The organism is Streptomyces sp. NPDC016459, from assembly GCF_040632845.1.
In the GTDB taxonomy this organism is placed as follows: domain Bacteria; phylum Actinomycetota; class Actinomycetes; order Streptomycetales; family Streptomycetaceae; genus Streptomyces.
This window is the reverse complement of record NZ_JBEYCR010000001.1, coordinates 1-23,687: the sequence shown is the minus strand read 5'-3', so window position 1 is coordinate 23,687 and position 23,687 is coordinate 1. Positions and strand designations below refer to the sequence as shown.

The 23,687-nt window shown below is 70.9% G+C and carries 25 protein-coding genes; 17 read left to right on the top strand and 8 right to left on the bottom strand.

What is annotated here, in order from left to right; genetic code table 11:
• Window positions 1–3: 3 nt before the first annotated feature.
• Window positions 4–1,527 (bottom strand): TldD/PmbA family protein, encoded by a 1,524-nt coding sequence (locus tag ABZ567_RS00125; RefSeq protein ID WP_360782506.1) that lies wholly within the window; start codon window positions 1,525–1,527, stop codon window positions 4–6.
• An 803-nt stretch (window positions 1,528–2,330) separates the two neighbouring features.
• Between ABZ567_RS00125 and ABZ567_RS00120 the strand changes: the two genes are divergently transcribed.
• The 4 genes from ABZ567_RS00120 (at window position 2,331) to ABZ567_RS00105 (ending at window position 5,483) form a co-directional block, all read left to right on the top strand.
• A complete protein-coding gene (locus tag ABZ567_RS00120; RefSeq protein ID WP_360782504.1) occupies window positions 2,331–3,149 on the top strand; it encodes a hypothetical protein in 819 nt (272 codons plus the stop codon).
• A gap of 288 nt (window positions 3,150–3,437) precedes the next feature.
• The gene (gene fabG / locus ABZ567_RS00115) at window positions 3,438–4,142 is read left to right on the top strand and encodes a 3-oxoacyl-[acyl-carrier-protein] reductase (RefSeq protein WP_360782501.1); all 705 of its coding nucleotides are present in this window, start codon (window positions 3,438–3,440) and stop codon (window positions 4,140–4,142) included.
• Between the two features lie 4 nt (window positions 4,143–4,146).
• Window positions 4,147–4,923, top strand: coding sequence for an enoyl-ACP reductase FabI (fabI, locus tag ABZ567_RS00110; protein WP_360782498.1), 777 nt, complete (start codon window positions 4,147–4,149; stop codon window positions 4,921–4,923).
• 173 nt (window positions 4,924–5,096) lie between these two features.
• Window positions 5,097–5,483, top strand: coding sequence for a hypothetical protein (locus ABZ567_RS00105; protein WP_360782495.1), 387 nt, complete (start codon window positions 5,097–5,099; stop codon window positions 5,481–5,483).
• Here ABZ567_RS00105 and ABZ567_RS00100 read toward each other — a convergent pair.
• Window positions 5,452–6,165, bottom strand: coding sequence for a FadR/GntR family transcriptional regulator (locus tag ABZ567_RS00100; RefSeq protein WP_360782494.1), 714 nt, complete (start codon window positions 6,163–6,165; stop codon window positions 5,452–5,454). The genes ABZ567_RS00105 and ABZ567_RS00100 overlap by 32 nt on opposite strands.
• 63 nt (window positions 6,166–6,228) lie before the next feature.
• Here ABZ567_RS00100 and ABZ567_RS00095 point away from each other — a divergent pair, with 63 nt between their 5' ends.
• The 4 genes from ABZ567_RS00095 to ABZ567_RS00080 all read left to right on the top strand — a co-directional run bounded on the left by ABZ567_RS00095 (window position 6,229) and on the right by ABZ567_RS00080 (window position 8,924).
• Complete coding sequence (locus ABZ567_RS00095) at window positions 6,229–7,887, top strand: MFS transporter (RefSeq protein ID WP_360782491.1); 1,659 nt, start codon at window positions 6,229–6,231, stop codon at window positions 7,885–7,887.
• Between the two features lie 17 nt (window positions 7,888–7,904).
• Window positions 7,905–8,021, top strand: a complete 117-nt coding sequence (locus ABZ567_RS00090) for an SGM_5486 family transporter-associated protein (protein ID WP_360782488.1) — start codon at window positions 7,905–7,907, stop codon at window positions 8,019–8,021.
• Window positions 8,022–8,166: 145 nt separating this feature from the next.
• Complete coding sequence (locus ABZ567_RS00085; protein ID WP_360782485.1) at window positions 8,167–8,370, top strand: hypothetical protein; 204 nt, start codon at window positions 8,167–8,169, stop codon at window positions 8,368–8,370.
• A 35-nt stretch (window positions 8,371–8,405) separates the two neighbouring features.
• The gene (locus ABZ567_RS00080) at window positions 8,406–8,924 is read left to right on the top strand and encodes a histidine phosphatase family protein (protein WP_360782483.1); all 519 of its coding nucleotides are present in this window, start codon (window positions 8,406–8,408) and stop codon (window positions 8,922–8,924) included.
• Window positions 8,925–9,092: 168 nt separating this feature from the next.
• Here ABZ567_RS00080 and serB read toward each other — a convergent pair whose 3' ends face one another.
• The gene (gene serB / locus ABZ567_RS00075; RefSeq protein WP_360782481.1) at window positions 9,093–10,307 is read right to left on the bottom strand and encodes a phosphoserine phosphatase SerB; all 1,215 of its coding nucleotides are present in this window, start codon (window positions 10,305–10,307) and stop codon (window positions 9,093–9,095) included.
• A 210-nt stretch (window positions 10,308–10,517) separates the two neighbouring features.
• Here serB and ABZ567_RS00070 point away from each other — a divergent pair, with 210 nt between their 5' ends.
• Window positions 10,518–13,121: an FHA domain-containing protein gene (locus ABZ567_RS00070; RefSeq protein ID WP_360782478.1), complete on the top strand. Its 2,604-nt coding sequence runs from the start codon at window positions 10,518–10,520 to the stop codon at window positions 13,119–13,121.
• 84 nt (window positions 13,122–13,205) lie between these two features.
• Here ABZ567_RS00070 and ABZ567_RS00065 read toward each other — a convergent pair whose 3' ends face one another.
• A complete protein-coding gene (locus ABZ567_RS00065) occupies window positions 13,206–13,994 on the bottom strand; it encodes a transglycosylase SLT domain-containing protein (protein ID WP_360782476.1) in 789 nt (262 codons plus the stop codon).
• A 462-nt stretch (window positions 13,995–14,456) separates the two neighbouring features.
• On the opposite strand from ABZ567_RS00065, the gene ABZ567_RS00060 reads away from it, so the two are divergent.
• From ABZ567_RS00060 to ABZ567_RS00050, 3 genes are all read left to right on the top strand, one after another.
• On the top strand, window positions 14,457–15,602 hold the full coding sequence (locus ABZ567_RS00060; protein ID WP_360782473.1) for a GAF domain-containing sensor histidine kinase: 1,146 nt from the start codon (window positions 14,457–14,459) through the stop codon (window positions 15,600–15,602).
• Complete coding sequence (locus tag ABZ567_RS00055; RefSeq protein WP_360782471.1) at window positions 15,595–16,239, top strand: response regulator transcription factor; 645 nt, start codon at window positions 15,595–15,597, stop codon at window positions 16,237–16,239. Before ABZ567_RS00060 ends, ABZ567_RS00055 begins: the two co-directional genes overlap by 8 nt.
• A gap of 152 nt (window positions 16,240–16,391) precedes the next feature.
• Window positions 16,392–16,634 (top strand): chaplin, encoded by a 243-nt coding sequence (locus ABZ567_RS00050; RefSeq protein ID WP_360782468.1) that lies wholly within the window; start codon window positions 16,392–16,394, stop codon window positions 16,632–16,634.
• Between the two features lie 98 nt (window positions 16,635–16,732).
• Here the strand turns inward: ABZ567_RS00050 and ABZ567_RS00045 are convergent, their stop codons facing one another.
• On the bottom strand, window positions 16,733–17,524 hold the full coding sequence (locus tag ABZ567_RS00045) for a hypothetical protein (protein WP_360782465.1): 792 nt from the start codon (window positions 17,522–17,524) through the stop codon (window positions 16,733–16,735).
• A gap of 180 nt (window positions 17,525–17,704) precedes the next feature.
• On the opposite strand from ABZ567_RS00045, the gene ABZ567_RS00040 reads away from it, so the two are divergent.
• The 4 genes from ABZ567_RS00040 (at window position 17,705) to ABZ567_RS00025 (ending at window position 20,908) form a co-directional block, all read left to right on the top strand.
• Entirely contained in the window at window positions 17,705–18,502 is a 798-nt protein-coding gene (locus tag ABZ567_RS00040) for an ABC transporter ATP-binding protein (RefSeq protein WP_360782463.1), read from the top strand.
• A 76-nt stretch (window positions 18,503–18,578) separates the two neighbouring features.
• A complete protein-coding gene (locus tag ABZ567_RS00035) occupies window positions 18,579–19,010 on the top strand; it encodes an NfeD family protein (RefSeq protein WP_360782460.1) in 432 nt (143 codons plus the stop codon).
• Window positions 19,011–19,103: 93 nt separating this feature from the next.
• Complete coding sequence (locus tag ABZ567_RS00030) at window positions 19,104–20,042, top strand: SPFH domain-containing protein (RefSeq protein WP_360782458.1); 939 nt, start codon at window positions 19,104–19,106, stop codon at window positions 20,040–20,042.
• Window positions 20,043–20,134: 92 nt separating this feature from the next.
• Window positions 20,135–20,908: a sulfite exporter TauE/SafE family protein gene (locus ABZ567_RS00025; protein ID WP_360782455.1), complete on the top strand. Its 774-nt coding sequence runs from the start codon at window positions 20,135–20,137 to the stop codon at window positions 20,906–20,908.
• Window positions 20,909–20,983: 75 nt separating this feature from the next.
• Here the strand turns inward: ABZ567_RS00025 and ABZ567_RS00020 are convergent, their stop codons facing one another.
• Both ABZ567_RS00020 and ABZ567_RS00015 read right to left on the bottom strand, forming a co-directional pair.
• Window positions 20,984–21,490 carry an HNH endonuclease gene (locus ABZ567_RS00020; protein ID WP_360782452.1) on the bottom strand — a complete coding sequence of 169 codons (507 nt, stop codon included), beginning with the start codon at window positions 21,488–21,490 and terminating at the stop codon, window positions 20,984–20,986.
• A 278-nt stretch (window positions 21,491–21,768) separates the two neighbouring features.
• Window positions 21,769–22,551 carry a sporulation protein gene (locus tag ABZ567_RS00015; RefSeq protein WP_360782450.1) on the bottom strand — a complete coding sequence of 261 codons (783 nt, stop codon included), beginning with the start codon at window positions 22,549–22,551 and terminating at the stop codon, window positions 21,769–21,771.
• 87 nt (window positions 22,552–22,638) lie between these two features.
• Here ABZ567_RS00015 and ABZ567_RS00010 point away from each other — a divergent pair, with 87 nt between their 5' ends.
• Complete coding sequence (locus tag ABZ567_RS00010) at window positions 22,639–23,301, top strand: DNA-3-methyladenine glycosylase (protein WP_360782447.1); 663 nt, start codon at window positions 22,639–22,641, stop codon at window positions 23,299–23,301.
• Window positions 23,302–23,447: 146 nt separating this feature from the next.
• Here ABZ567_RS00010 and ABZ567_RS00005 read toward each other — a convergent pair.
• The coding region (locus tag ABZ567_RS00005; protein ID WP_360782444.1) for a hypothetical protein at window positions 23,448–23,687 on the bottom strand (240 nt) is incomplete at its 5' end.

Here is a 23,687-nt window from a genome sequence, read left to right as displayed (position 1 = left end):
CGCTCATCGACCGGCCTCCTGCGTGGTGTTCAGGATGTTGACGCCCCGGAAGAGGGCGGACGGGCAGCCGTGGGAGACCGCGGCGACCTGGCCCGGCTGGGCCTTCCCGCAGTTGAAGGCACCTCCGAGGACGTACGTCTGCGGTCCGCCGACCTGCTCCATCGAGCCCCAGAACTCGGTGGTCGTCGCCTGGTACGCCACGTCCCGCAGCTGCCCGGCGAGCCGCCCGTTCTCGATGCGGAAGAACCGCTGCCCGGTGAACTGGAAGTTGTAGCGCTGCATGTCGATCGACCACGACCGGTCACCGACCACGTAGATGCCCCGCTCCACACCCCCGATCAGATCCTCGGTCGACAGACCGCCCGGATCCGGCTGGAGCGAGACGTTCGCCATCCGCTGCACCGGCACGTGCGCGGGGGAGTCGGCGAAGGCGCAGCCGTTCGACCGGCCGAGACCCGTGAGCTTCGCGATCCGCCGGTCCAGCTGGTAGCCGACGAGGGTGCCGTCCTTCACCAGGTCCCAGCTCTGCGCCTCGACGCCCTCGTCGTCGAACCCGACCGTCGCGAGCCCGTGCTCGGCGGTCCTGTCACCCGTCACGTTCATGATCGAGGAGCCGTAGGCCAGCTTGCCCAGCTGGTCGAAGGTGGCGAAGGAGGTGCCCGCGTACGCCGCCTCGTAGCCCAGGGCCCGGTCCAGCTCGGTGGCGTGCCCGATGGACTCGTGGATCGTCAGCCAGAGGTTCGACGGGTCCACGACCAGGTCGTACCGCCCCGCCTCCACGCTCGGCGCCCGCATCTTCTCGGCGAGCAGCCCCGGGATCTCGTCCAACTCCTTGTCCCAGTCCCAGCCGGTGCCCGTCAGGTACTCCCAGCCCCGCCCGGCAGGTGGCGCGATCGTCCGCATCGAGTCGAACTCGCCGGTCGTCTCGTCGACGGCGACCGCCGTCAGCTGCGGGTGCAGCCGGACCCGCTGCTGCGTGGTGACCGTGCCCGCCGTGTCCGCGTAGAACTTGTTCTCGTGGACGGTGAGCAGCGAGGCGTCCACGTGCGCCACGCCGTCCGCCCGCAGCAGCCGCCTGCTCCAGTCGGCGAGCAGCGCGCTCTTCTCCTCGCCGGGGATGGAGAAGGGGTCGATCTCGTACGAGGAGACCCAGGTGCGCTCCTCGTGCACCGGCTCCTCCGCCAGCTCCACCCTCTCGTCCGAACCGGCCGCCGCGATCACCTTCGCCGACAGCTTGGCCATGGCCACGGCCTGCGAGGCGACCCGCGCGGCCCCGTCCATGGTCAGATCGACCCCGGACGCGAACCCCCAGGCCCCGCCGTGCACCACCCGCACCGCGTACCCGAGGTCGGTGGTGTCCGAGGATCCGGACGGTTTGGCGTCACGCAGCCGCCACGAGGCGCTGCGCACCCGCTCCAGACGGAAGTCCGCGTGCTCGGCACCGAGCGCGCGCGCTCGGGCGAGCGCCGCGTCGGCGAGCGCCCGTAGGGGCAGCGCGACGAACGAAGGGTCGATCTGATGGACCACGAGCGGCCTCGCTCTCGGCGATCGGAAGGCGGGGGTCGAACTGTCCCGGAAGTCAATCACGGGACGGGCCGCGGAGTCGGCGCATTGACGTGCGCCCCCGGCGTAACCCGCGCCAACCCGCCTTCGTCCACGGCGTCTTGAGGCAGCGGAATAGAGCACGGGCATAGCACCCGCGCCGATGGGATGAGATGATCGACGCCATGCACGGGTGGGTGAACGGAGTCAGGTCCTGGCTGTCGTCGCTGGACGAGGACGCACTCAGATCCCTGCTGACCCGGCACCACTGCTGACGGGGCGACAAGCACGCCCACACCTCGGACCGGCCGCCGTCCCCACCCTCGCGTCGGGAACTGCACGCGGCACGGGTCCGGCTGGCCAAGGCGCAGCAGGGCCAGCTGACGAGCATCGCCGCCTGCGGGCTCATCTGGGCGGTCGAGGCACTCCCCACGGAGTACGGGTTCTCGCAGCGCGCCCTGACGGACCCCACCCTCGACGAACTCCTCGCCATGCTCCGAGTACTCGACCCGCCGCTCGCCCGCTGCGCCCTCTACGGGATGCTCATGCCCAGCACGGGCCGGCTCCCGGGGGGACCGCTGGCGACGCGCCACGAGGCGGCGTTACAGACGGCCGCGGACAGCAGCCCGCCGCCGGACGCGCACGAGATAGGTCCTCGGTTCGAGGCGGCGTCAAAGGATCAGGATGAGGGCCCGCACGAGGCCGACTTGCTCGGTGCGGGTGCGGGTGCGGGTGCGGGTGCGGGTGCGGACGGGGATCCCGATGCCGGTGCGGTCGGGGATCCCGCGTTGAACGAGGTCATCGAGTGGTCCGGCAAGCACCCGGCGCAGTACGCCGGCCCGCCCGGCTTCCGCGCCCTGGGCGAGGAGCTGTGGCGGGCGGAGGACATCGACCGGCTCATCGAGGACACCGACGCCCTGTTCCGTACGTCGAAGCAGGCCAAGGAGCCGATCCTCGACCACGGGCCCGACACCTCCGGCCGTGACCGCGACCCGCTGAGGGAGCGGATCCGCCGCGCGGTCCGGACCGAGACCGTGGTCGAGATCTGCGGCCCCGACCTGGACCTCGCCCGGCTGCTCGCCCTGGAGTGGGACGGCTCGCAACACACGCCCGGCGCCGCACTCGGGAGCTGCCTCGCACGGACACCCGTCCCCGGCCCGGCCGGCTGCCCGCCGTTGCGGAGGATCGGAGCACTGCTGCGGCCGGGCGCGGAGCTCCGTCAGGCGTGGGCCTCGGGCGCCGTCGTCTCCTGGGAGGGCCGGCTCCGCGCGCACGTGGCCGTCTGGCACCCCGCGGCCCCGACGGCCGGGCCCGGCGCCGCCGACGTACGGGCCAGGCTCGACGCGCCGGTGTCGCAGGCGCAGCAGCGGGTCCTCTCGCCATGGATAGAGGAGGCCCGGCAGCGCCTCGCCGTACGGGCGCTCGGCCACCTCAACAGGCCGGTCGCCGCACTCGTCGCCGACTACGCCGACCGTCCGCCCGCCCACCTGGGCGCCGCCCCGGAGCGGGCCTTCGTGGAGCTGCAGGTGGGCGAGTTGCTCCGGGCGCACGTCAGCGGAGCGCTCGCCCTGCCCCGGGCGACGCGCGGCTCCTGCGGCTCCTCGTGACCGCGAGGAACGTGCTGGCGCACCGGTCCGTGCTGTACGACCGGACACTCGACGAGCTGGGCGCCGAACTCTCCCAGGCGGACCTCCGGGTGCCGTAGGACGACGGAGGGCCAGTTCAGGGGCGGGGTGGGGCTCTTCCGGGGGTGGAGGGCGGCCGCCCCGTACCGCCTCCGAGCTGTAGGGATCCGACAGTGACGCCCCTACGCCACTGTCGGAGGTCGATTCCTCATGTCGGGGGCGATACCGATAGGTTTTCGGCTACCAGACCGCTATCGAAAGGGTGATCCGTTGAGCCGCTCGGTTCTCGTCACCGGAGGAAACCGGGGCATCGGCCTCGCCATCGCCCGCGCGTTCGCCGAGGCCGGCGACAAGGTCGCGATCACGTACCGCTCCGGCGAGCCGCCCGAGGGCTTCCTGGCCGTCCGGTGCGACATCACCGACGGCGAGCAGGTGGAGCAGGCGTACAAGGAGATCGAGGAGAAGCACGGTCCGGTGGAGGTCCTCGTGGCCAACGCCGGCGTGACGAAGGACCAGCTCCTGCTGCGCATGTCCGAGGACGACTTCACGTCCGTCGTCGACACCAACCTCACCGGCACCTTCCGGGTCGTCAAGCGTGCCAACCGCGCGATGCTGCGTGCCAAGAAGGGCCGCGTCGTCCTGATCTCCTCGGTCGTCGGTCTGCTGGGCTCCGCGGGTCAGGCCAACTACGCCGCCTCCAAGGCCGGCCTCGTCGGCTTCGCCCGTTCTCTCGCGCGCGAGCTGGGCTCGCGCAACATCACCTTCAACGTCGTCGCCCCCGGTTTCGTCGACACCGACATGACCGCGGTGCTCACCGACGAGCAGCGCGCGGGCATCGTGTCCCAGGTGCCCCTGGGCCGCTACGCGCAGCCCGAGGAGATCGCCGCCACGGTGAGGTTCCTCGCCTCGGACGACGCCTCGTACATCACTGGAGCCGTCATCCCGGTTGACGGCGGATTGGGCATGGGTCACTGATCACATGAGCGGAATTCTCGAGGGCAAGCGCATCCTCATCACGGGTGTGCTGATGGAGTCCTCCATCGCCTTCCACGCCGCGAAGCTGGCCCAGGAGCAGGGTGCGGAGATCATTCTCACCGCCTGGCCCCGGCCGACGCTGACCGAGCGCATCGCCAGGAAGCTCCCCCGGCCCGAGAACGTGAAGGTCCTGGAGCTGGACGTCTCCAACGACGAGCACCTCGCGCGTCTGGAGGGACAGGTCCGCGAGCACCTCGGTGACCGTCTCGACGGCATCGTGCACTCGATCGGCTTCGCCCCGCAGGACGCGCTCGGCGGCAACTTCCTGAACACGCCGTTCGAGTCCGTGGCCACCGCCATGCACGTCTCCGCCTTCTCCCTGAAGTCGCTGACCATGGCGCTGCTGCCGCTGATGAACCAGGGCGGCTCCGTCGTCGGCCTCACCTTCGACGCGCAGTACGCCTGGCCGCAGTACGACTGGATGGGCCCGACCAAGGCCGCCCTGGAGGCCACCAGCCGCTACATGGCGCGTGACCTGGGCAAGCAGAACATCCGCTGCAACCTGATCTCGGCGGGGCCGCTCGGCTCCATGGCCGCCAAGTCCATCCCGGGCTTCGGCGAGCTTGCCTCCGTCTGGGACAGCCGCTCCCCGCTGGAGTGGACCCTCTCCGACCCCGAGCCGGCCGGCCGCGGCATCGTCGCGCTGCTCTCCGACTGGTTCCCGAAGACCACGGGCGAGATCATCCACGTCGACGGCGGTCTGCACGCGATCGGCGCGTAGCGACTCCCGTAGCCGTAGAGGGCCGTGGCCCGCCCCTGGGGGGTGGACCACGGCCCTCGCCGTTCCGCAACCCCTGCCCGAGTCGAAAAGTCGCGCGAATCACCCCAGACTGGGGCAGAGCGTGAAGTTCCTGCGACTGCGGTTCCTTCGACGGACGGGGAGGAGGTACGGATATGCACGCGATACGCGACGCGTTCGGCGCCTTCGCCTCGGTCGCCGTCCTGCTGACCGGGATAGCCGTGGCCGCCGAGGTACGGGCAGCCCCCGCCCCGGCCGAGGAGCTCCCCGTCACCGCCTCCGCGACCGAGGAGCCGGAGAACTTCGGCGCCTCCTGCCGCACCGTCGTCCAGGGCTCCCACGTCACGGCCCACTGCCGCAACCCGTACCCGCGCACCGACCGGGTCCGCCTCCACGTCGAGTGCGAGCGCTGGTGGGACGTCGACAGCGACAGCACCCCCGTGGACGTCGAGCCCGCCGCCCACGCCCAGGTCACCGGACGATGCTGGAAGGAGGTCCGGTCCGCCTGGGTCACGCACCAGCCGGCGGACCGGACTCCGTGACCGGCTCAGCGGCCGGGCTCCGCAGGCACATGAAGGGATAGCCGGCCGCCTCGGTCCCGGCCCGCTCCGCGTCGCCGTCCCGGATCGCCGCCACCAGGCGCGCGTGGTCCATGTGGTTCTCGGGCCGCAGCTCCTGCCCCACGTCGTCGCGCAGCCACTCCCGCAGGACGTCGCCCAGGTCCGCGTAGAGCTCGGTGAGCACCTCGTTCCCCGAGGCGGCGACGACGGCGTGGTGGAAGGCCGCGTCGACGGTCACGAACCGCTCCGCGTCGCCGGACTCCCACGCCTCCTCGCGCCGGAGGAGCAGGGCGTCGAGCTGCTTGAGGTCCCGCTCGGTGCGCCGCTGCGCCGCGAGCCGCGCCGCCGACGACTCCAGGGTCGAGCGCAGTTCGGCGACGTGCCGCGGGTCGGAGCCGGCGAAGCGCCGGTGCATGACCCCGGCGAGTTCGCTGGTGGCGATGACGTACGTACCGGAGCCCTGGCGGATGTCGAGCAGTCCGTTGTGGGCGAGCGCCCGTACCGCCTCACGCACGGTGTTACGGGCCACTCCCAGCTGCTCGACCAGCTCGGGTTCCGTCGGGATGCGTGAACCGACCGGCCACTCGCCCGAGGTGATCTGGTTCCGCAGCTCGGCGATCACCTGATCGGAGAGACCTGCGCGCCGCGGGTGACCGAGGGCCATGGAACACCTTCCCATTCGTTCGAGATTGGACAATCAATCATCCCATGATTCTATGATGGTCCCATGCGTGACGAGCCGACCCCCGACCCCACCGCACGACCGTCCGGAACCACCACCGCCCCGGCGGCCACCGCGACCTCCGCGCCGCGGGCCGGGGCGACCGCCACCGCCGGCGATTCTCCCGTCCCCGTACCCGTACCCGGCCCCGCGCCGTCGTCGGATACGACCAGGCACGGTCCCGGCCCGGGCACCCCGTCCGGCCCGGCGGGCCCCGCCGCCCCCGCACACCGCTGGACCCTCGGCCTCGTCACCGTCGGACTCGTCCTGGCCGCGCTGAACCTGCGCCCCGCCATCACCAGCCTCGGTGCCCTCCTCGACGAGGTCAGCGAGGGCCTCCACATGAGCGGCAGCGTCGCCGGCGTCCTCACCTCCGTACCCCCGCTCTGCTTCGCGGTCTTCGGCATCACGGCCCCGCGCCTCGCCCGCCGCTTCGGCCCCGTCGCCGTCGTCTGCGCGGGCATGGCCGCGATCTTCACCGGCCTGGTCCTGCGCCCCTTCGCGGGCGGTACGGCGGGATTCCTCGCCGCCAGCGCCCTCGCCCTGATGGGCATAGCCGTCAGCAACGTCCTGATGCCCGTCATCGTCAAGCGGTACTTCCCCGACCGCGTCGGCAGCATGACCGGCCTCTACTCCATGGCGCTCGCGCTCGGCACCTCCGTCGCGGCGGCCGCGACCGTGCCGATGACGGAGGCCCTCGGCGGCGACTGGCGCATCGGACTCGGCGTCTGGGCGGCCGTCGCCGCGCTCGCCGTCCTGCCCTGGATCCCCCTCCTGCGCGACCGCGCCGAGACGGCCCGTACGGGGGAAGGCCCGACCACGACGTCGAGCACCGCCCCGAGCGCGCCCGCAAGGACGGCCGCGACAGCGGGCGCTGGCACGAGCGCGTCCCAGACGACAGCGGCGCCTGCGGCCGCGCCCCCGGGCGCCGCCACGAGCGCGCCCGCAAAGACGGTCGCGACCCCAGGCACCGTCCCGAGCGCGTCCCCGGCCGCAGCGACACCTACGGACCCGGCCGCCGGCGCCGTCCCGAGCGCGACGCCGGCGACAGCGACACCTACGACCACGACCGACGCCGCCGCCCCGCCGCGCGTCACCCGTAGCCGCACCGCCTGGGCCCTCGGCTGTTTCTTCGGCCTCCAGGCCACCGGCGCCTACATCACCATGGGCTGGATGCCGCAGATCTTCCGCGACGCCGGCGTCCCCGCCACCACCGCGGGCGTGCTCCTCGCCGTCACCATGGTCATGGGCGTCCCGCTCGCCTTCGTCATCCCCCGGCTCGCCACCCGGATGAAGACCCAGGGCCCGATCGTGGTCGCCCTCGGCCTCTGCGGCCTCGCCGGGTACACCGGCCTCTTCTTCGCCCCGGCCGCCGGAGCCTGGGCCTGGGCGCTGCTGCTCGGCGTCTCCAACTGTGCCTTCCCGCTCGCCCTCACCATGATCGGCATGCGCTCGCGCAGCGGCGCCGGAGTCGTCCGGCTCTCCGCCTTCGCGCAGAGCGTCGGGTACCTCATCTCCATCCCCGGACCCCTCCTCGTCGGCGTGCTCTACCAGCACAGCGGCGGCTGGGGACTGCCGATCGCGCTCATGGGCGGCCTCATGGTGCCCCAGATGATCGTCGGAACCCTGGCAGGCCGGGACCGGACGGTCGAGGACGAGTGCTGAGATGCGAGACTGTCGTCATGCCAGTCCTCGAACCCCATCCCCCCAACGGCCAGAAGAAGCTGCTCCTCGTGCTCGGCGCGATGCTCGGCATCTCGTTGGTCATCGCCGTCATCGCCACCCTCGCCTCCCCGTGAACCCGGGGGGTGGGGACAACCCCCGCATCCCCTAGGGGGTGAGTGTCAGGGTGAACTGGGTGGATCACCTGATGGGCCGGAGGGAGCCCGCTCCATAGGTTGGAGACCAAGCGGAAAACGGTTCCCCATCCCCCCGGAGGCGGCCATGTCGGCCCGATCGCACACCAGCACCCGGCCCCTGCCGACCGGCGTCGACACCCGGCTGCCCTGGTGGGCACTCGTCCTGCCCGTGGCCGCGTTCACCGCTCTGCTGCTGCTGATGGCCGGCCCCGGCGGCGCCCGCGCGACCGCGGGTGACCCGGCGGTCGGCGGGGTCCTGGAGCAGATCCAGCAAACGCTCTCTCTCTGAGTCGATGTGAGCCGTTTCATGCGAAGCTGAGAACCATGAGCGTCGATACATCCCGCAGGATCGTGCTGCTCCGACACGCGAAGGCGGACTGGAACCAGGAGTCCGACCATGAGCGCCCCCTCGCCGAGCGAGGCCGCGCGGACGCCCCCCTGGCGGGCCGAAAGCTCGCCGAGACCGGCATCGGCTTCGACCTGGCCCTCTGCTCGACCGCGGTCAGAACGCGCGAGACCTGGAAGCTGGCCGTGCACGCACTGCCGCAGCGCCCCAGGACCGTGTACGAGGACCGGCTGTACGAGGCCTCGCTCGGCGAGCTCATCGCCCTGCTCAGCGAGACCTCGGACGATGTCTCCGACCTCCTGGTCATCGGCCACAACCCGGGCATGCACGCGCTCGCCGACGCCCTGGCCGGCGAGTCCGAGGGCGACGTCCTCCCCCGGATGAACCGCAGCGGTTTCCCGACCTCCGCCTTCGCCGTCCTCACCTTCAGCGGCGACTGGAAGTCCCTGGAACACGGCGCCGCCCGGCTCGTCGACTTCTGGACCCCGCATGCCTGACCCGTACGCCTGACCCGTGTGCCCGACCGGCACGCCTGACCCACACGCCTTCCGCGCCCGCCTGATCCGCGGCCGTACGTCCGATCCGTACCCGAAGGGGCCCGGCCGTCATCCGACGACCGGGCCCCTTCGGCGTACACGGGTCCGCCGCACCCACGCCGCCACCGCTCAGTGCAGCTGCTCCTCGGGGCCGTCCGCCGCTTCGACCTCTTCGCGGGTGATGCCCAGCAGATACAGCACGGTGTCCAGGAAGGGCACGTTCACCGCCGCGTCCGCCGCCCGGCGCACCACCGGCTTCGCGTTGAACGCCACACCGAGCCCGGCCGCGTTCAGCATGTCCAGGTCGTTCGCCCCGTCGCCGATCGCCACGGTCTGCGCCAGCGGCACCCCCGCCTCCGTGGCGAACCGGCGCAGCAGCCGCGCCTTGCCCGCCCGGTCCACGATCTCGCCGGTCACCCGCCCGGTGAGCTTGCCGTCGACGATCTCCAGCGTGTTGGCGGAGGCGAAGTCAAGACCCAGCCGCTCCTTCAGGTCGTCGGTGACCTGCGTGAATCCGCCGGAGACGACGCCGACCTGGTAGCCGAGCCGCTTGAGCGTACGGATCAGGGTCCGGGCCCCCGGCGTCAACCGCACCTCGGCGCGGACCTTGTCGACCACCGAGGCGTCGAGCCCGGCGAGCAGCTCCACCCGCGCGTGCAGCGACTGCTCGAAGTCCAGCTCGCCGCGCATCGCGGCCTCCGTGACCTCGGCGACCTTGTCCTCGCAGCCCGCGTGCGCCGCGAAGAGCTCGATCACCTCGTCCTGGATCAGCGTCGAGTCGACGTCCATGACGACGAGCCGCTGCGCGCGCCGGTGCAGCCCGGCCGAGACCACGGCGACATCGACGCCGATCGTGTGCGCCTCGGGGGCCAGGGCGGTCCGCAGCGGCTCGGTCTCGCAGCCGGAGACGGCGAACTCGACGGCCGTCACCGGATACTTCGCCAGCCGGAAGACACGGTCGATGTTGCCGCCGGTCTCCGCGATCCTGGCCGCTATGGCCGCCGTCTGCTCCGCGGTCAGCGGATTCCCGAGCACGGTGACGTGGGAGCGCCCACTGCCGCGCGGCCGGTTGTCACCCGTACCGGAGATGATCTCGGCCTGGAGCTTCTGGGACTCGGCCCAGCTGTGCACGGTGGCCCGGAGTTCGCCCTGCGACGCGACGGTCGGCTCGGTGACGAGCGCGCACAGGACGAGGCGGCCGCGGGAGACGACCTGCTCGATGTCCACGACGTCGACGGAGTAGGCGGCGAGGGTGTCGAAGAGTCCCGCGGTGATCCCGGGACGGTCCTTCCCGAAGATCTTGACGAGAAGGGTGGGAACGTCTGAGGTGTGCGATGCGCTCATGGTGCTTCCACCGTATCGGGCACCGCCCGCCGCCCGACCCCCCGTCCCGCGTAGCGGACACCCGAGCGGCCGTCGGCCCGCCCCGGCGGGACCCTCTCCCGGGTCTTCACGCTGCCCGACTTTCGGAGAGGGGACCGGGCCTGAAATAGTTCCCCACGATGTTCGCCATCCCTAGACTCCCAGCGACGGGGGTACATCGGGGGACAAGTAGTGGGGCATGGAGTGCCAGAACTCGTACTGGAATTGAATGGAAGGACCTGGACGCTCGATTCGTCCAGGTCGTACACCCTTGGCCGCGATCCGCAGGGTGACCTGGTGATCGACGACGCCAGGGTCTCGTGGCGCCACGCCACCATCAGCTGGGGCGGCCGGAGTTGGGTCATCGAGGACCACGGCTCCACCAACGGGACGTTCCTGCGGGGGCAGCGGGTCCACCAGGTGGAGATCGGCCCCGGCTCGGCCGTCCACCTCGGCAACGCGACCGACGGCCCGCGGCTGAATCTCGCCGCCGGAGCCCAGGGCGCACCGCAGGTCGGGCAGCAGCAGGCCGGGCAGCAGCAGGCCGGGCACCAGCACGCCCCGGTGGCCCAGCCGGTCCCCGCGCACCAGGCCGCGGAGCAGGCCGAATGGCTCACCCACCAGGCCCCGCCGCCGCAGCAGAGTCCGCAGCAGCAGGCTCCCCAGCAGCCGGGCTGGCAGCAGGGCCCGCCGCCCGCGCAGCCGCACGTACCGCAGCAGCAGGTCCCGCACCAGCAGGGTCACGGTCAGCACGGCGCCGCCGCGGGGGCGTCGTCGGCCTACGCCGACCGTAGCCCCACCACGTTCCACCAGCTGTCCCTCGGCCACGTCATGCGCATCGGCCGTGCCCTCGAGAACGAGCTGGTCGTCTCCGACCTCCAGGTCTCGCGGAACCACGCCGAGTTCCACGCGACGCCCGACGGCCGCTTCGAGATCCGCGACCTCGGCTCGCACAACGGCACGTACGTCAACGGTCAGCCGATCGCCAAGGGCGGCACGGCCCTCCTCGGCCCGCAGGACATCGTCGGCGTCGGCCACTCGACGTTCCGGCTCGTCGGCGGCCAGCTCGAGGAGTTCGTCGACACCGGCTCGATCTCCTTCTCGGCCCGCCACCTCACGGTCACCGTGGACGGCGGCAAGCAGATCCTCAAGGACGTCTCCTTCGGCGTCCCGGAGAAGTCGCTGATCGGTGTCATCGGCCCGTCGGGCTCCGGAAAGTCCACCCTGCTCAAGGCGCTGACCGGCTACCGCCCGGCCAACGAGGGCGATGTCCTCTACGACAACCGGAGCCTCTACAAGCAGTTCGCCGAGCTGCGCCAGCGCATCGGTCTGGTCCCGCAGGACGACATCCTGCACAAGGAGCTGACCGTCCAGAAGGCGCTGCGCTACGCGGCCAAGCTCCGCTTCCCCGGTGACACCGCGCCCGCCGAGCGCGAGGCCCGGATCGACGAGGTGCTGCGCGAGCTCAAGCTCGACATCCACAAGGAGAAGAAGGTCACCTCCCTCTCCGGTGGTCAGCGCAAGCGCGTCTCGGTCGCCCTTGAGCTCCTCACCAAGCCTTCGCTGATCTTCCTGGACGAGCCGACCTCCGGCCTCGACCCGGGCATGGACCGCGATGTGATGCAGCTGCTCCGCGGCCTCGCCGACGACGGCCGCACGGTCCTCGTCGTCACCCACTCGGTGGCCGAGCTGGGCCTGTGCGACAAGCTCCTCGTCATGGCACCGGGCGGTTCGGTGGCGTACTTCGGCCCGCCGGAGGAAGCGCTGAACTTCTTCGGCTACTCCACCTGGGCCGATGTCTTCTCCGCCTTCGAGAACTACCGCGACTACGACTGGGCGGGCCGCTGGAAGGGCTCGCAGCACTACCAGATGTACGCCGCGGACATCGACTCCGTCGCCGCCCAGCCCGTCCAGATGCCGCAGCAGGCGATGGCCCGGTCGCCCAAGCCGCAGGGCTGGGGCTCCCAGCTGCTGACCCTGATCCGGCGCTACGTCTCCGTGATCGCCTCCGACAAGGGCTTCATGGGTCTGATGGTCATCCTGCCGGCCGTCCTCGGCGCGGTCTCGGTGGTCATCCCCGCCGACTTCGGCCTGGGCTCGCCGACACCGCCGTCCCGCTTCAACGGCGACGCCGGCACGATCATGCTGATCCTCGCGGTCGGCATGTGCTTCAGCGGCGCGGCCAACTCCGTACGAGAACTGATCAAGGAACGGGTCATCTACGAGCGGGAGCGCGCCACCGGCCTCTCCCGCTCCGCGTACCTCATGTCCAAGGTCATCGTCCTCGGCCTGATCACGGCCTTCCAGGGCGTCATCATCTGCGGCATCGGCTTCTCCACCCGGGCGCTGCCCGAGGAGGGCCTCTTCATGCCCCCGGCCGTCGAGCTGTGCGTCCAGGTCATCGCCCTGGGTCTCACCTCGATGATGTTCGGCCTGGTCATCTCCGCGCTGGTGAAGACCGCCGAGAAGACCATGCCGCTCCTGGTGATGTTCGCGATCATCCAGGTCGTGTTCACCGGCATCCTCTTCCAGGTGTACGGCTCGCCGGGCCTGGAGCAGTTCGCCTGGCTGATGCCCTCCCGCTGGGGCATCGCGGGCGCCGGCACCACCCTCGACCTGGCCCGCCTCATGCCGCCGTGGGATCCGAAGAACCCCACGAACACCGACCCGCTGTGGGAGCACACGGTCGCCCAGTGGAGCCTGGACCTCGGCGTCCAACTGCTCATGGCCGTCGTCTGCTGCGTCGTCGTGGCGCGGCTGCTGCGCCGCCACGAGCCCGAGGTCATGCGCAAGTAGTCGCCGGGCACGCCGGTACGCCGAAGGGCGGCACCCCCGCACAGGGGGTGCCGCCCTTCGGCGTACGACAGCGGTCCGAAAGGATCAGTACGCGCTGTTGACGTTGTCGATGGAGCCGTAGCGGTCGGCCGCGTAGTTGGCGGCGGCGACGAGGTTGGCGACCGGGTCGTACTGGTCGAACGCGGTGCCCTTGACGTGGTAGGCCTTGAAGGTCGGGTAGATGACCTGGAGCAGGCCCTTGGACGGGACGCCGTTGATGGCGTTGATGTCCCAGTTGTTGATGGCCCGCGGGTTGCCGCTGGACTCGCGCATGATGTTCTTGTGCAGGCCGTTGTAGCTGCCCGGGATGTTGTGCTTGTCCATGATGAACAGCGCCTCGCGGATCCAGCCGTCGAGGTTGTTCGCGAAGACCGGCGTACGGGCCACGGAACGGCTCGCGGCCGCCTTCTCCGCGGCACGCTTCTTCGCCGCGGCCTTCGCCTGCGCCTGGGCCTTGGCCTTGGCGTCCGCCTTGGCCTTCGCCTCGGCCTTGGCCTTGGCGTCCGCCTTCGCCTTGGCGGCGGCCGCGGCCTTCGCCTTGGCCTGCGCGTCGGCCTTGGCCTTCGCCTCCGCCTCCAGCTTGGCCTTCAGACCGATGGTGGTCTGCTGCTCGGTGACGCTGGCGGCCAGCGCCTTCGCCTGGGGGCTGTTCGCGTTGTACGACCAGGCCACCTGCTGGGTACCGGACAGAGCCACCGGCTCCGTTTCGGTGGCGCCGTTGCCGGGCACGAGGGAGAGAGTGAGCGCGGCGGCGCCCAGAGCGGCGACGCCGGCGATCGTGGCCTTGTGGGTCTTCTTCAGACCACGACTGTGGCCAGGGGTGTTCGCAGACATTCCGGACTACCTCTTCGAATCGCTGGGAGTCGCTCCGCCAGGAGTGGCGCTACGCCTGCTCGGCGGCGACGTTGGCAATTCTTAGCGGCAGCAAAATCCTGTGGCAAAGGTGTGACGTACGATCCGGGGTAGTGGATCAGGGGCCCGTGCACGAGCCACCGAAGCACCCTTATGTCGGGCTCACCCCACCCTGACCGGCTCCCTGAGCTCCACTAGGAACGTTCGTAAGTGACCTGGGTCCTATGCGCGGGCTCACATCGGGCGGGTAACAACCTCACCGGGCGTTGCGTGAGCAATGCGCACAGTCAGGCCCCTTATCCCCGAGGACGAGGAAGGGTCCTCGCCGCGCTGGGTGCGGACCCCGCCGCCCTCCCCGGGCCCTACGACCTAGGTCCCCGGTCCCCCTCCACCGCCGCCCCCGGGCCGATACGCACGGTCACGACCCGCCGGTACGGTGACCGCATGAGCCATCGACCGAGCTCCGGCCTGGCCGCTGTGAGCACCGCCCTGCTGGCGATGAGCCGCCACCTGGAGGTCCGTGACGTCCTCAAGACGATCGTCGCCTCCGCCCGGGAGCTGCTCGACGCCGAGTACGCGGCCCTGGGCGTCCCCGACGACCACGGCGGCTTCGCCCAGTTCGTCGTCGACGGCGTCAGCGACGAGCAGTGGAGGGCGATCGGCCCGCTGCCCCGGCAGCACGGCATCCTCGCGTCGATGCTCCACAAGGCCGAGCCCGAGCGGCTCGCCGATGTCCGCGACGACCCCCGCTTCGAGGGCTGGCCCGATGCCCACCCCGAGCTGTCCGACTTCCTCGGCCTGCCCGTCAGGGACGGCGACGAGATCCTCGCCGCCCTCTTCCTCGCCAACAAGCGCTGTCCGAGGGAGACCGGCGGCTGCGGCTTCACCGCCGAGGACGAGGAACTGCTCGCGATCCTCGCCCAGCACGCGGCCATCGCCCTCACCAACGCCCGCCTGTACGAGCGCAGCCGCGAGTTCACCATCGCCGAGGAGCGCTCCCGCCTCGCCCACGAGCTGCACGACGCCGTCAGCCAGAAGCTCTTCTCCCTCCGGCTGACCGCCCAGGCCGCCGCCGCGCTCGTCGACCGTGACCCCGCCCGTGCCAAGGGCGAGCTCCAGCAGGTCGCCTCCCTCGCCGCCGAGGCCGCCGACGAACTGCGAGCCGCCGTCGTCGAGCTCCGCCCCGCCGCCCTCGACGAGGACGGCCTCGTCCACACCCTCCGCACCCACATCCAGGTCCTGGACCGCGCCCACACCGCCCGGGTCACCTTCGAGAGCCCTGGCACCCGCGCGCTGCCCGCCGCGCAGGAGGAGGCCGTGCTCCGCGTCGCCCAGGAGGCCCTGCACAACGCCCTGCGGCACGCGGACGCGGAACTCGTCACCGTCTCCCTGACCCGCAGCGGCCAGGGTGCGCGGCTCACGATCACCGACGACGGCAAGGGCTTCGACCCGCGTACGGTCCGCAGCGCCGGACGCCACCTCGGCCTGGTCTCCATGCGGGACCGGGCGAGCGGCGTCGGGGGATCGCTCACCGTGACCTCGGCCCGGGGCGAGGGCACCACGATCGAGATGGAGGTTCCCGGTGGCTGACAAGCGGATCCGTGTGCTCCTCGTCGACGACCACCAGGTCGTCCGACGGGGCCTGCGCACCTTCCTGGAGGTACAGGACGACATAGAGGTCGTGGGGGAGGCCTCCGACGGCGCGGAGGGCGTCGCCAGGGCCGAGGAGCTCCGCCCCGACGTCGTCCTCATGGACGTGAAGATGCCCGGTACGGACGGCATCGAGGCCCTGAAGCGGCTCCGCGCGCTCGACAACCCGGCCAGGGTCCTGATCGTCACCAGCTTCACCGAGCAGCGCACGGTGGTCCCCGCGCTCCGCGCAGGCGCCTCCGGGTACGTCTACAAGGACATCGACCCCGACGCGCTGGCCGGCGCGATCCGCTCCGTCCACGCGGGGCACGTCCTGCTCCAGCCGGAGGTCGCGGGCGCGCTCCTGACCCAGGACGACTCCCCGGCCGGCACGGGACGCGGCTCGACGCTCACGGAGCGGGAGCGCGAGGTCCTCGGCCTGATCGCGGACGGCCGCTCCAACCGCGAGATCGCCCGCGCGCTCGTCCTCTCCGAGAAGACGGTCAAGACGCACGTCTCGAACATCCTCATGAAACTCGACCTCGCGGACCGCACCCAGGCGGCACTCTGGGCGGTCCGACACGGTCTCACCGACTGACGCGCCCCCTGCGCGCCGGGGCGCACGACCGTTCAGTAATTCATACCGTCGTGTGTATGTCCCCCGTTCGGCGCAACCTTCCGGGGTGTGCGGCGTTCTCCATGGCGTGCTGCGGCGGACCTGCCGCAGCGATGACCAGGAGGATGTACCAAGTGAAGAACCTCAAGAAGGCCGCCGCCCTCACCATGGTCGCCGGGGGCATCGTCGCCGCCGGTGCGGGTGTCGCCTCCGCCCACGGCGCCGAGGCCATGGGCAAGGCCCTCAACTCGCCGGGCGTCGCCTCCGGCAACCTGGTGCAGGTCCCGGTCCACGTCCCCGTGAACGTCTCCGGCAACACGGTCAACGTGATCGGTCTGCTCAACCCGGCCTTCGGCAACCACGCCGTCAACCACTGAGCACCCCGAACCACCGGCCCCCGGGACACCCCCCGGGGGCCGGCCCGTGCCGCACCTGGGACGCGCCTCCCGCCCCCGACCCCCCAGCGGACCAGAGCTCAGACCCCCCGTTCCCGCTCCCTCTCCTCCACGTAAGCGTTGTACGCCGCAACCTGAGCCCGCCGTGCCACCCGCTCCACCGGCCGCAGCGCCTGCCCCCGCGCCGCCATCTCGGAGGCGCTCACCGCGCCCCCGTGGCCGTGGTCGTACGCCAGGTCCACGAGCAGCCCCACCCGCTGCGCCAGCTCCAGGACCCGGACCGCCCGCGGCGGATACCCGGGGGCCAGGACCTCCCGCCCCACCTCCGCCCGCGCCCGGTACGCCTCACGCGCCGCGTCCGCCACCGGGCCCGAGGCCGCGACGTCCAACCGGGTCAGTACGACCGTGGCGTCGCGCAGGGCCTCCGCCAGCTCCCGCTCGGCCTCGCCGAGCGACGGCACGTCCGCCGGCGGAGCCTCCCGCACCGGGAGACAGCGCCAGACCACCTCCACGTGCACGTCACCCGCGGGACCCGCCTCGGAGACCTCCGGCACGAGACCGTACGGGGCGCCGAAGCCCACCACCGCCTCCTCCGCCTCCAACGCGCGCGCGTTGAAGTCCGGCGGTCCGCTCAGCCCCAGCGGATGCCCCGGCGCGGGCAGCGCCACCCGCCACCCGGTCACCCCGAGCCGCCGCAGCCGGCCGAGGGCCAGTGTCAGTCCCACCGGCACCGCCTCACCCGGCAGCCCCTCCACGCGGTGCACCGCGTCCTCCCCGACAATGGCCATCGCCGCCTCGTCCGGCGACACCGCCCCGGCCAGCAGGGCGTTGCCCCATGCCGCCAGGCGTCCTGAGCGTGGTTCCGAAAGCATCCCCCAAGACTAAGGACTCGGAGGAAGCCCCAGACCCTGTCCGGAAAGTCCCACGGGCTCCCCCTCCGGACAGGCCCAGGGACCGCCCCGCTCCGTCGATAACGTAGGTTTTCCCTGGACGCCGCGCCCACCGGCGCAAGGCGACGACTCGACTCGACCGCAAGGGGAGACAACGCGCTCATGAGCGATGTACTGGAGCTGGTGGACGTATCCGTGGTCCGCGACGGACGGGCTCTGGTGGACGACGTCTCCTGGTCGGTCAAGGAGGGCGAGCGCTGGGTCATCCTCGGACCCAACGGCGCCGGCAAGACCACCCTTCTGAACATCGCCTCCAGCTACCTCTTCCCCACCAAGGGCACCGCCCACGTCCTGGGCGAGCAGCTCGGCGGCGTCGGCACCGACGTCTTCGAGCTCCGCCCCCGCATCGGCATGGCCGGCATCGCGATGGCGGAGAAGCTCCCCAAGGGACAGACCGTCCTGCAGACCGTCCTCACCGCCGCGTACGGCATGACCGCCACCTGGCACGAGGACTACGACCCGGTCGACGAGCAGCGCGCCAAGGCCTTCCTCGACCGCCTCGGGATGAACGACTACCTGGACCGGAAGTTCGGCACCCTCTCCGAGGGCGAGCGCAAGCGCACCCTGATCGCCCGCGCGATGATGACCGACCCCGAGCTCCTGCTCCTCGACGAGCCCGCCGCCGGCCTGGACCTCGGCGGCCGCGAGGACCTGGTCCGCCGCCTCGGCCGCCTCGCCCGCGACCCGTACGCCCCCTCCATGATCATGGTCACCCACCACGTCGAGGAGATCGCGCCCGGCTTCACCCACGTCCTGATGATCCGTCAGGGCAAGGTCCTCGCCGCGGGCCCCATCGAGATGGAACTGACCTCCCGCAACCTCTCGCTCTGCTTCGGCCTGCCGCTCGTCGTCGAGCGCGTCGCCGACCGCTGGACCGCCCACGGCCTGCCCCTGAAGTGACCGGCCGGAGCGCCGGCGTCCCGCACAGCCGCCCGCGCCCTGTCCCCGAGGGCCCCACCCGCCCTACCATGACCCCGTGGACATCGACGCGTGGGTCTGGTGGTTGATCGGCGCGGTGGGGCTCGGCATTCCGCTGGTCCTGACCGCGATGCCGGAGTTCGGCATGTTCTCCGTCGGAGCGGTCGCCGGGGCGGTGACCGCCGCCCTCGGCTTCGGCGTCGTCCCCCAGGTACTCGTCTTCGTCGTCGTCTCCGTGGCGCTCATCGCGGTGGTACGCCCGATCGCCGCCCGCCACCGCGCCGGCGGCCCCGGACTGGCCAGCGGTGTCGACGCCCTGAGGGGGCGTCAGGCCGTCGTCCTGGAGCGGGTCGACGCCTCCGGAGGCGGCAGGATCAAGCTCGCGGGCGAGATCTGGTCGGCCCGCGCGCTCGACTCCGGACAGACCTTCGAACCGGGCGACCAGGTCGACGTCGTCGAGATCGACGGAGCGACCGCCGTCGTCATGTGACCGAACCTCGCCCATGACGTTCCGTCGTCTGCGAAACTCGATCATGCAAGACCACCCGGCAGTCAACCGGCAGCGAAGGGCACGGGGAACTCGATGTCAGCAGTCATCATCGTCCTGATCATTCTGGTGGTGCTCGTCTTCATCGCCCTGATCAAGACGATCCAGGTCATCCCGCAGGCGAGCGCGGCGATCGTCGAGCGTTTCGGCCGCTACACCCGCACGCTCAACGCCGGACTGAACATCGTCGTCCCGTTCATCGACTCGATCCGCAACCGGATCGACCTCCGCGAGCAGGTCGTCCCGTTCCCGCCGCAGCCGGTGATCACCCAGGACAACCTCGTCGTCAACATCGACACCGTCATCTACTACCAGGTGACCGACGCCCGGGCCGCGACCTACGAAGTCGCCAGCTACATCCAGGCGATCGAGCAGCTCACCGTCACCACCCTGCGCAACATCATCGGCGGCATGGACCTGGAGCGGACCCTGACCTCCCGTGAGGAGATCAACGCGGCCCTGCGCGGCGTCCTCGACGAGGCCACCGGCAAGTGGGGCATCCGCGTCAACCGTGTCGAGCTCAAGGCGATCGAGCCGCCGACCTCCATCCAGGACTCGATGGAGAAGCAGATGCGCGCCGAGCGCGACAAGCGCGCCGCGATCCTCACCGCCGAGGGCACCCGTCAGTCCGCCATCCTCACCGCAGAGGGCGAGAAGCAGTCGGCGATCCTGCGCGCCGAGGGCGAGTCCAAGGCCGCCGCCCTGCGCGCCGAGGGCGAGGCCCAGGCCGTCCGCACGGTCTTCGAGGCCATCCACGCGGGCGACCCCGACCAGAAGCTCCTCTCGTACCAGTACCTCCAGATGCTCCCGAAGATCGCCGAGGGCGATGCCAACAAGCTCTGGATCGTGCCCAGCGAGATCGGCGACGCCCTCAAGGGCCTCTCCGGCGCCTTCGGCAACGTGGGCGGCGGTGCTCCCGGCTTCAACACCAAGGGCGGCGGGGCCGAAAGGCGAGACGAACCGCCGGTTGACTGACCCGTACACGTACCTCTCGTGCATGATCGGTGCGAGCCCCTCGACCCTGACGACGTCACGGCGGGGAGGCGACTCACTGACCATGTAAGGAGATGGCGTTGTCCATCTGGGAAGCACTGGCAGTCTTCGCCGCCGGCATCGGCGCCGGCACCATCAACACCATCGTCGGATCGGGAACGCTCATCACGTTCCCCGTCCTGCTCGCGACCGGACTCCCCCCGATCACGGCGAACGTCTCCAACGCCCTCGGACTCGTCCCCGGTTCGATCAGCGGAGCCATCGGCTACCGACGCGAACTCAAGGGCCAGAAGGCCCGCATCCTCCGCCTCGGCGGCGCCGCCCTCGTCGGCGGCCTCATCGGCGCGATCCTGCTCCTGGCCCTGCCCTCCCGGGCCTTCGACACGATCGTCCCCGTCCTCATCGGCCTCGCGCTGGTCCTGGTCCTCCTCCAGCCCCGCATCGCCGCCGCCGTCAAGCGCCGCCGCGAACAGACCGGCACCGAGGCCCACCCCGACGGCGGCCCCGCCCTCCTCGTCGGCCTGTGCCTCGCCAGCGTGTACGGGGGTTACTTCGGCGCCGCCCAAGGGGTGCTCTACCTCTCCCTCATGGGCCTGCTGCTCCACGACACCCTGCAACGGATTAACGCCGTCAAGAACATCCTCGGCGCCCTCGTCAACGGCGTCGCCGCCGTCTTCTTCCTCTTCGTCGCCGACTTCGACTGGACGGCCGTCCTGCTCATCGCCGTCGGCTCCACCATCGGCGGCCAGATCGGCGCCAAGGTCGGCCGGAGACTGCCGCCCACGGTCCTGCGCGGAGTGATCATCGCGGTCGGCATCGCCGCGATCCTCCAGCTGACGCTCAATTAGCCGACCCGCAGGCACGACGCCAAGGGCCCGCCTCTCACCACCTGGAGAGACGGGCCCTTGCCGTACGGGACAGCGTTACGCGGCCGCCTTCGCCAGCCACTCGGGGAGCGCCGACCGCTCGCTCGCCCGCATCGAGAGCAGCATCGCGTCCGCCGGCGTCGGCTCGAACGGCTGGTGCAGCAGGGGCATCCCCGCCTGCTCCGGCGTCCGGTCGGCCTTGCGGTGGTTGTCCTCGGCGCACGAGGCCACCGTGTTCAGCCAGCTGTCCCCACCGCCCTGGGCACGCGGCACCACGTGGTCGACGGTCGTCGCCCGCCGCCCGCAGTACGCGCACCGGTGCTGGTCCCGGACCAGCACCCCCCGTCTCGACCACGGCGCCTGTCTTCGGAACGGCACCCGTACGTAACGGCAGAGCCTGATCACCCGGGGCACCGGCAGGTCGACCGCGGCACCCCGCACCCGCAGTTCCGGATGCGCGTGCTCGACGACGGCCTTGGCCTGCAGGACAAGCACCACCGCACGGTTCAGAGTGACCGTCGAAAGCGGCTCGAAGCTCGCGTTGAGTACCAGTGTGTCCCGCATTGTGCCCACCTCCCGTGTGCAGGCCCCGCCCCGGACGGGACCGTGGGGCCTGGATCAACGATGGCCGGGCCGGCCGGGGTCGGACAACGCAATTTTCCCGCGCAACAAAAGATGCCCGCTTCTGATCTCTCCAAGACCAGAAGCGGGCAAACAACAAACGAACGATCAGACGGCTGTCGGCGCCGCGTACTCACCGACCGGCCGGACACGCCCCAGCACGTGGAACCGCGGGCCGAGTCCGACGTGCCGCAGGCGAGGCGTCCCCGTCAGGGCCGGGCCTAGAGCCAGTTGCGACGGCCACCGACCTCGGCGAGCCACTGGTTCAGGTAAGCCGCCCAGTCGGTGGCGTGGAAGTCGTCGAGGCCCACCTTGAAGGCACGGAAGGAGTCGCTTCCCTCACCGAACAGACCCGGCTTCTTGTCCATCTCCAGAACGACGTCCATCTCGCGGTCGTCCGCGACGAAGCTGACCTCTACCTGGTTCAGCCCCCGGTACTGCTGCGGCGCGAAGAACTCGATCTCCTGGTAGAAGGGCAGCTTCTGCCGCGTCCCCCGGATGTGACCGCGCTCCATGTCCGCGCTCTTGAAACGGAAGCCCAGCTGGAGGAAGGCGTCCAGAATGGCCTGCTGCGCCGGCAGCGGGTGCACGTTGACCGGGTCCAGATCACCGGAGTCCACCGCGCGGGCGATCTCCAGCTCGGTCTTCACCCCGATGTTCATACCGCGCAGCTGCTGCCCGGCGACGGACGTCACCGGCGTCTCCCACGGGATGTCCAGACCGAACGGCACCACGTGCACCGCACCGGCCTTCACCTCGAAGGCACCACCCAGGCGCACCTTGGCGAACTCGATGTCCTGCTTCTGCTCCTGGTCGCCGCCCTCCACCTCGACCCGCGCCTGAAGCCCGACGGAGAGGCCCTCGATCCGCTGGTCGACACTGCCGCCCTGGATCCGCACCTCACCCTGGACGACACCGCCCGGAACCACGTTCGCCTCGGTGAGCACCGTCTCCACGCTGGCCCCACCGGCACCAAGGCTCGCGAGCAGCTTCTTGAATCCCATGAATGTCACTCCTTGTCGGTCCTGACCCCTACATACGCGCGACGACCGTAGCCGGTTCCCCGCGCGACCCCACTACGCTCGGACGCCATGAGTGAGAGCCCCGACCGTACGCCGCTCCCGCGGACGTTCTTCGACCGCCCGGTCCTCGAGGTCGCCCCCGACCTCCTCGGCCGCACCCTCGTCCGCAATTCAGACGAGGGCCGGATGGAACTGCGTCTCACGGAGGTGGAGGCGTACGCGGGCGCGATCGACCCCGGCTCGCACGCCTTCCGGGGCCGCACGGCACGCAACGCCGTCATGTTCGGCCCACCCGGACACGCGTACGTCTACTTCACGTACGGCATGTGGCACTGCCTCAACCTGGTGTGCGGCCCGGAGGGCGAGGCGAGCGGGGTCCTTCTGCGCGCGGGGGAGTTCCTCCTGGGCGCCGACCGGGCCCGCGCACGCCGGCGCTCGGCGCGATACGACCGCGAGCTGGCCAAGGGCCCGGCCCGCCTGGCCACGGCCCTCGACGTCGCCCTCTCCCTGAACGGCACGGACACCTGCGCCGCCCCGGACGCCCCGCTGACCCTGCTCACCGGCACCCCGCCCGACCCGGACCGCATCCGCACCGGCCCCCGCACCGGCGTGGGCGGCGACGGCGCCCCGCACCCCTGGCGCTTCTGGATCGACGAGGACCCGACGGTGAGTCCGTACCGCCCCCACAGCCCCCGGAAGCGGAGGCTTGACTCCGGCCGACCAAGCGCCTAACGTAGCCCGAGCAGCTGGTTACGGGCCTGCTTGTTCGAGCACCCCGCAGCGGCCATCCACTACTGAACATGACGCCCCTCGCAGGGGCCTTTTCCGGCATGCCGGAATTGGAATTCGATCGACTCAATTATGAGTCGCCGAATGGATCAGCTAAAGTAGTGAACACGCCGAGAGGCAAAAGGCAGCCAACAGGCCACCGGATACAGACCCCGAACCGGAAACGGTACGGAAAACGATCTGGTAAGGTTGGAAACACGAAATACCGAAGGGAAGCCCGGAGGAAAGCCCGAAAGGGTGAGTACAAAGGAAGCGTCCGTTCCTTGAGAACTCAACAGCGTGCCAAAAATCAACGCCAGATTAGTTGATACCCCGTCCATCTTCGGATG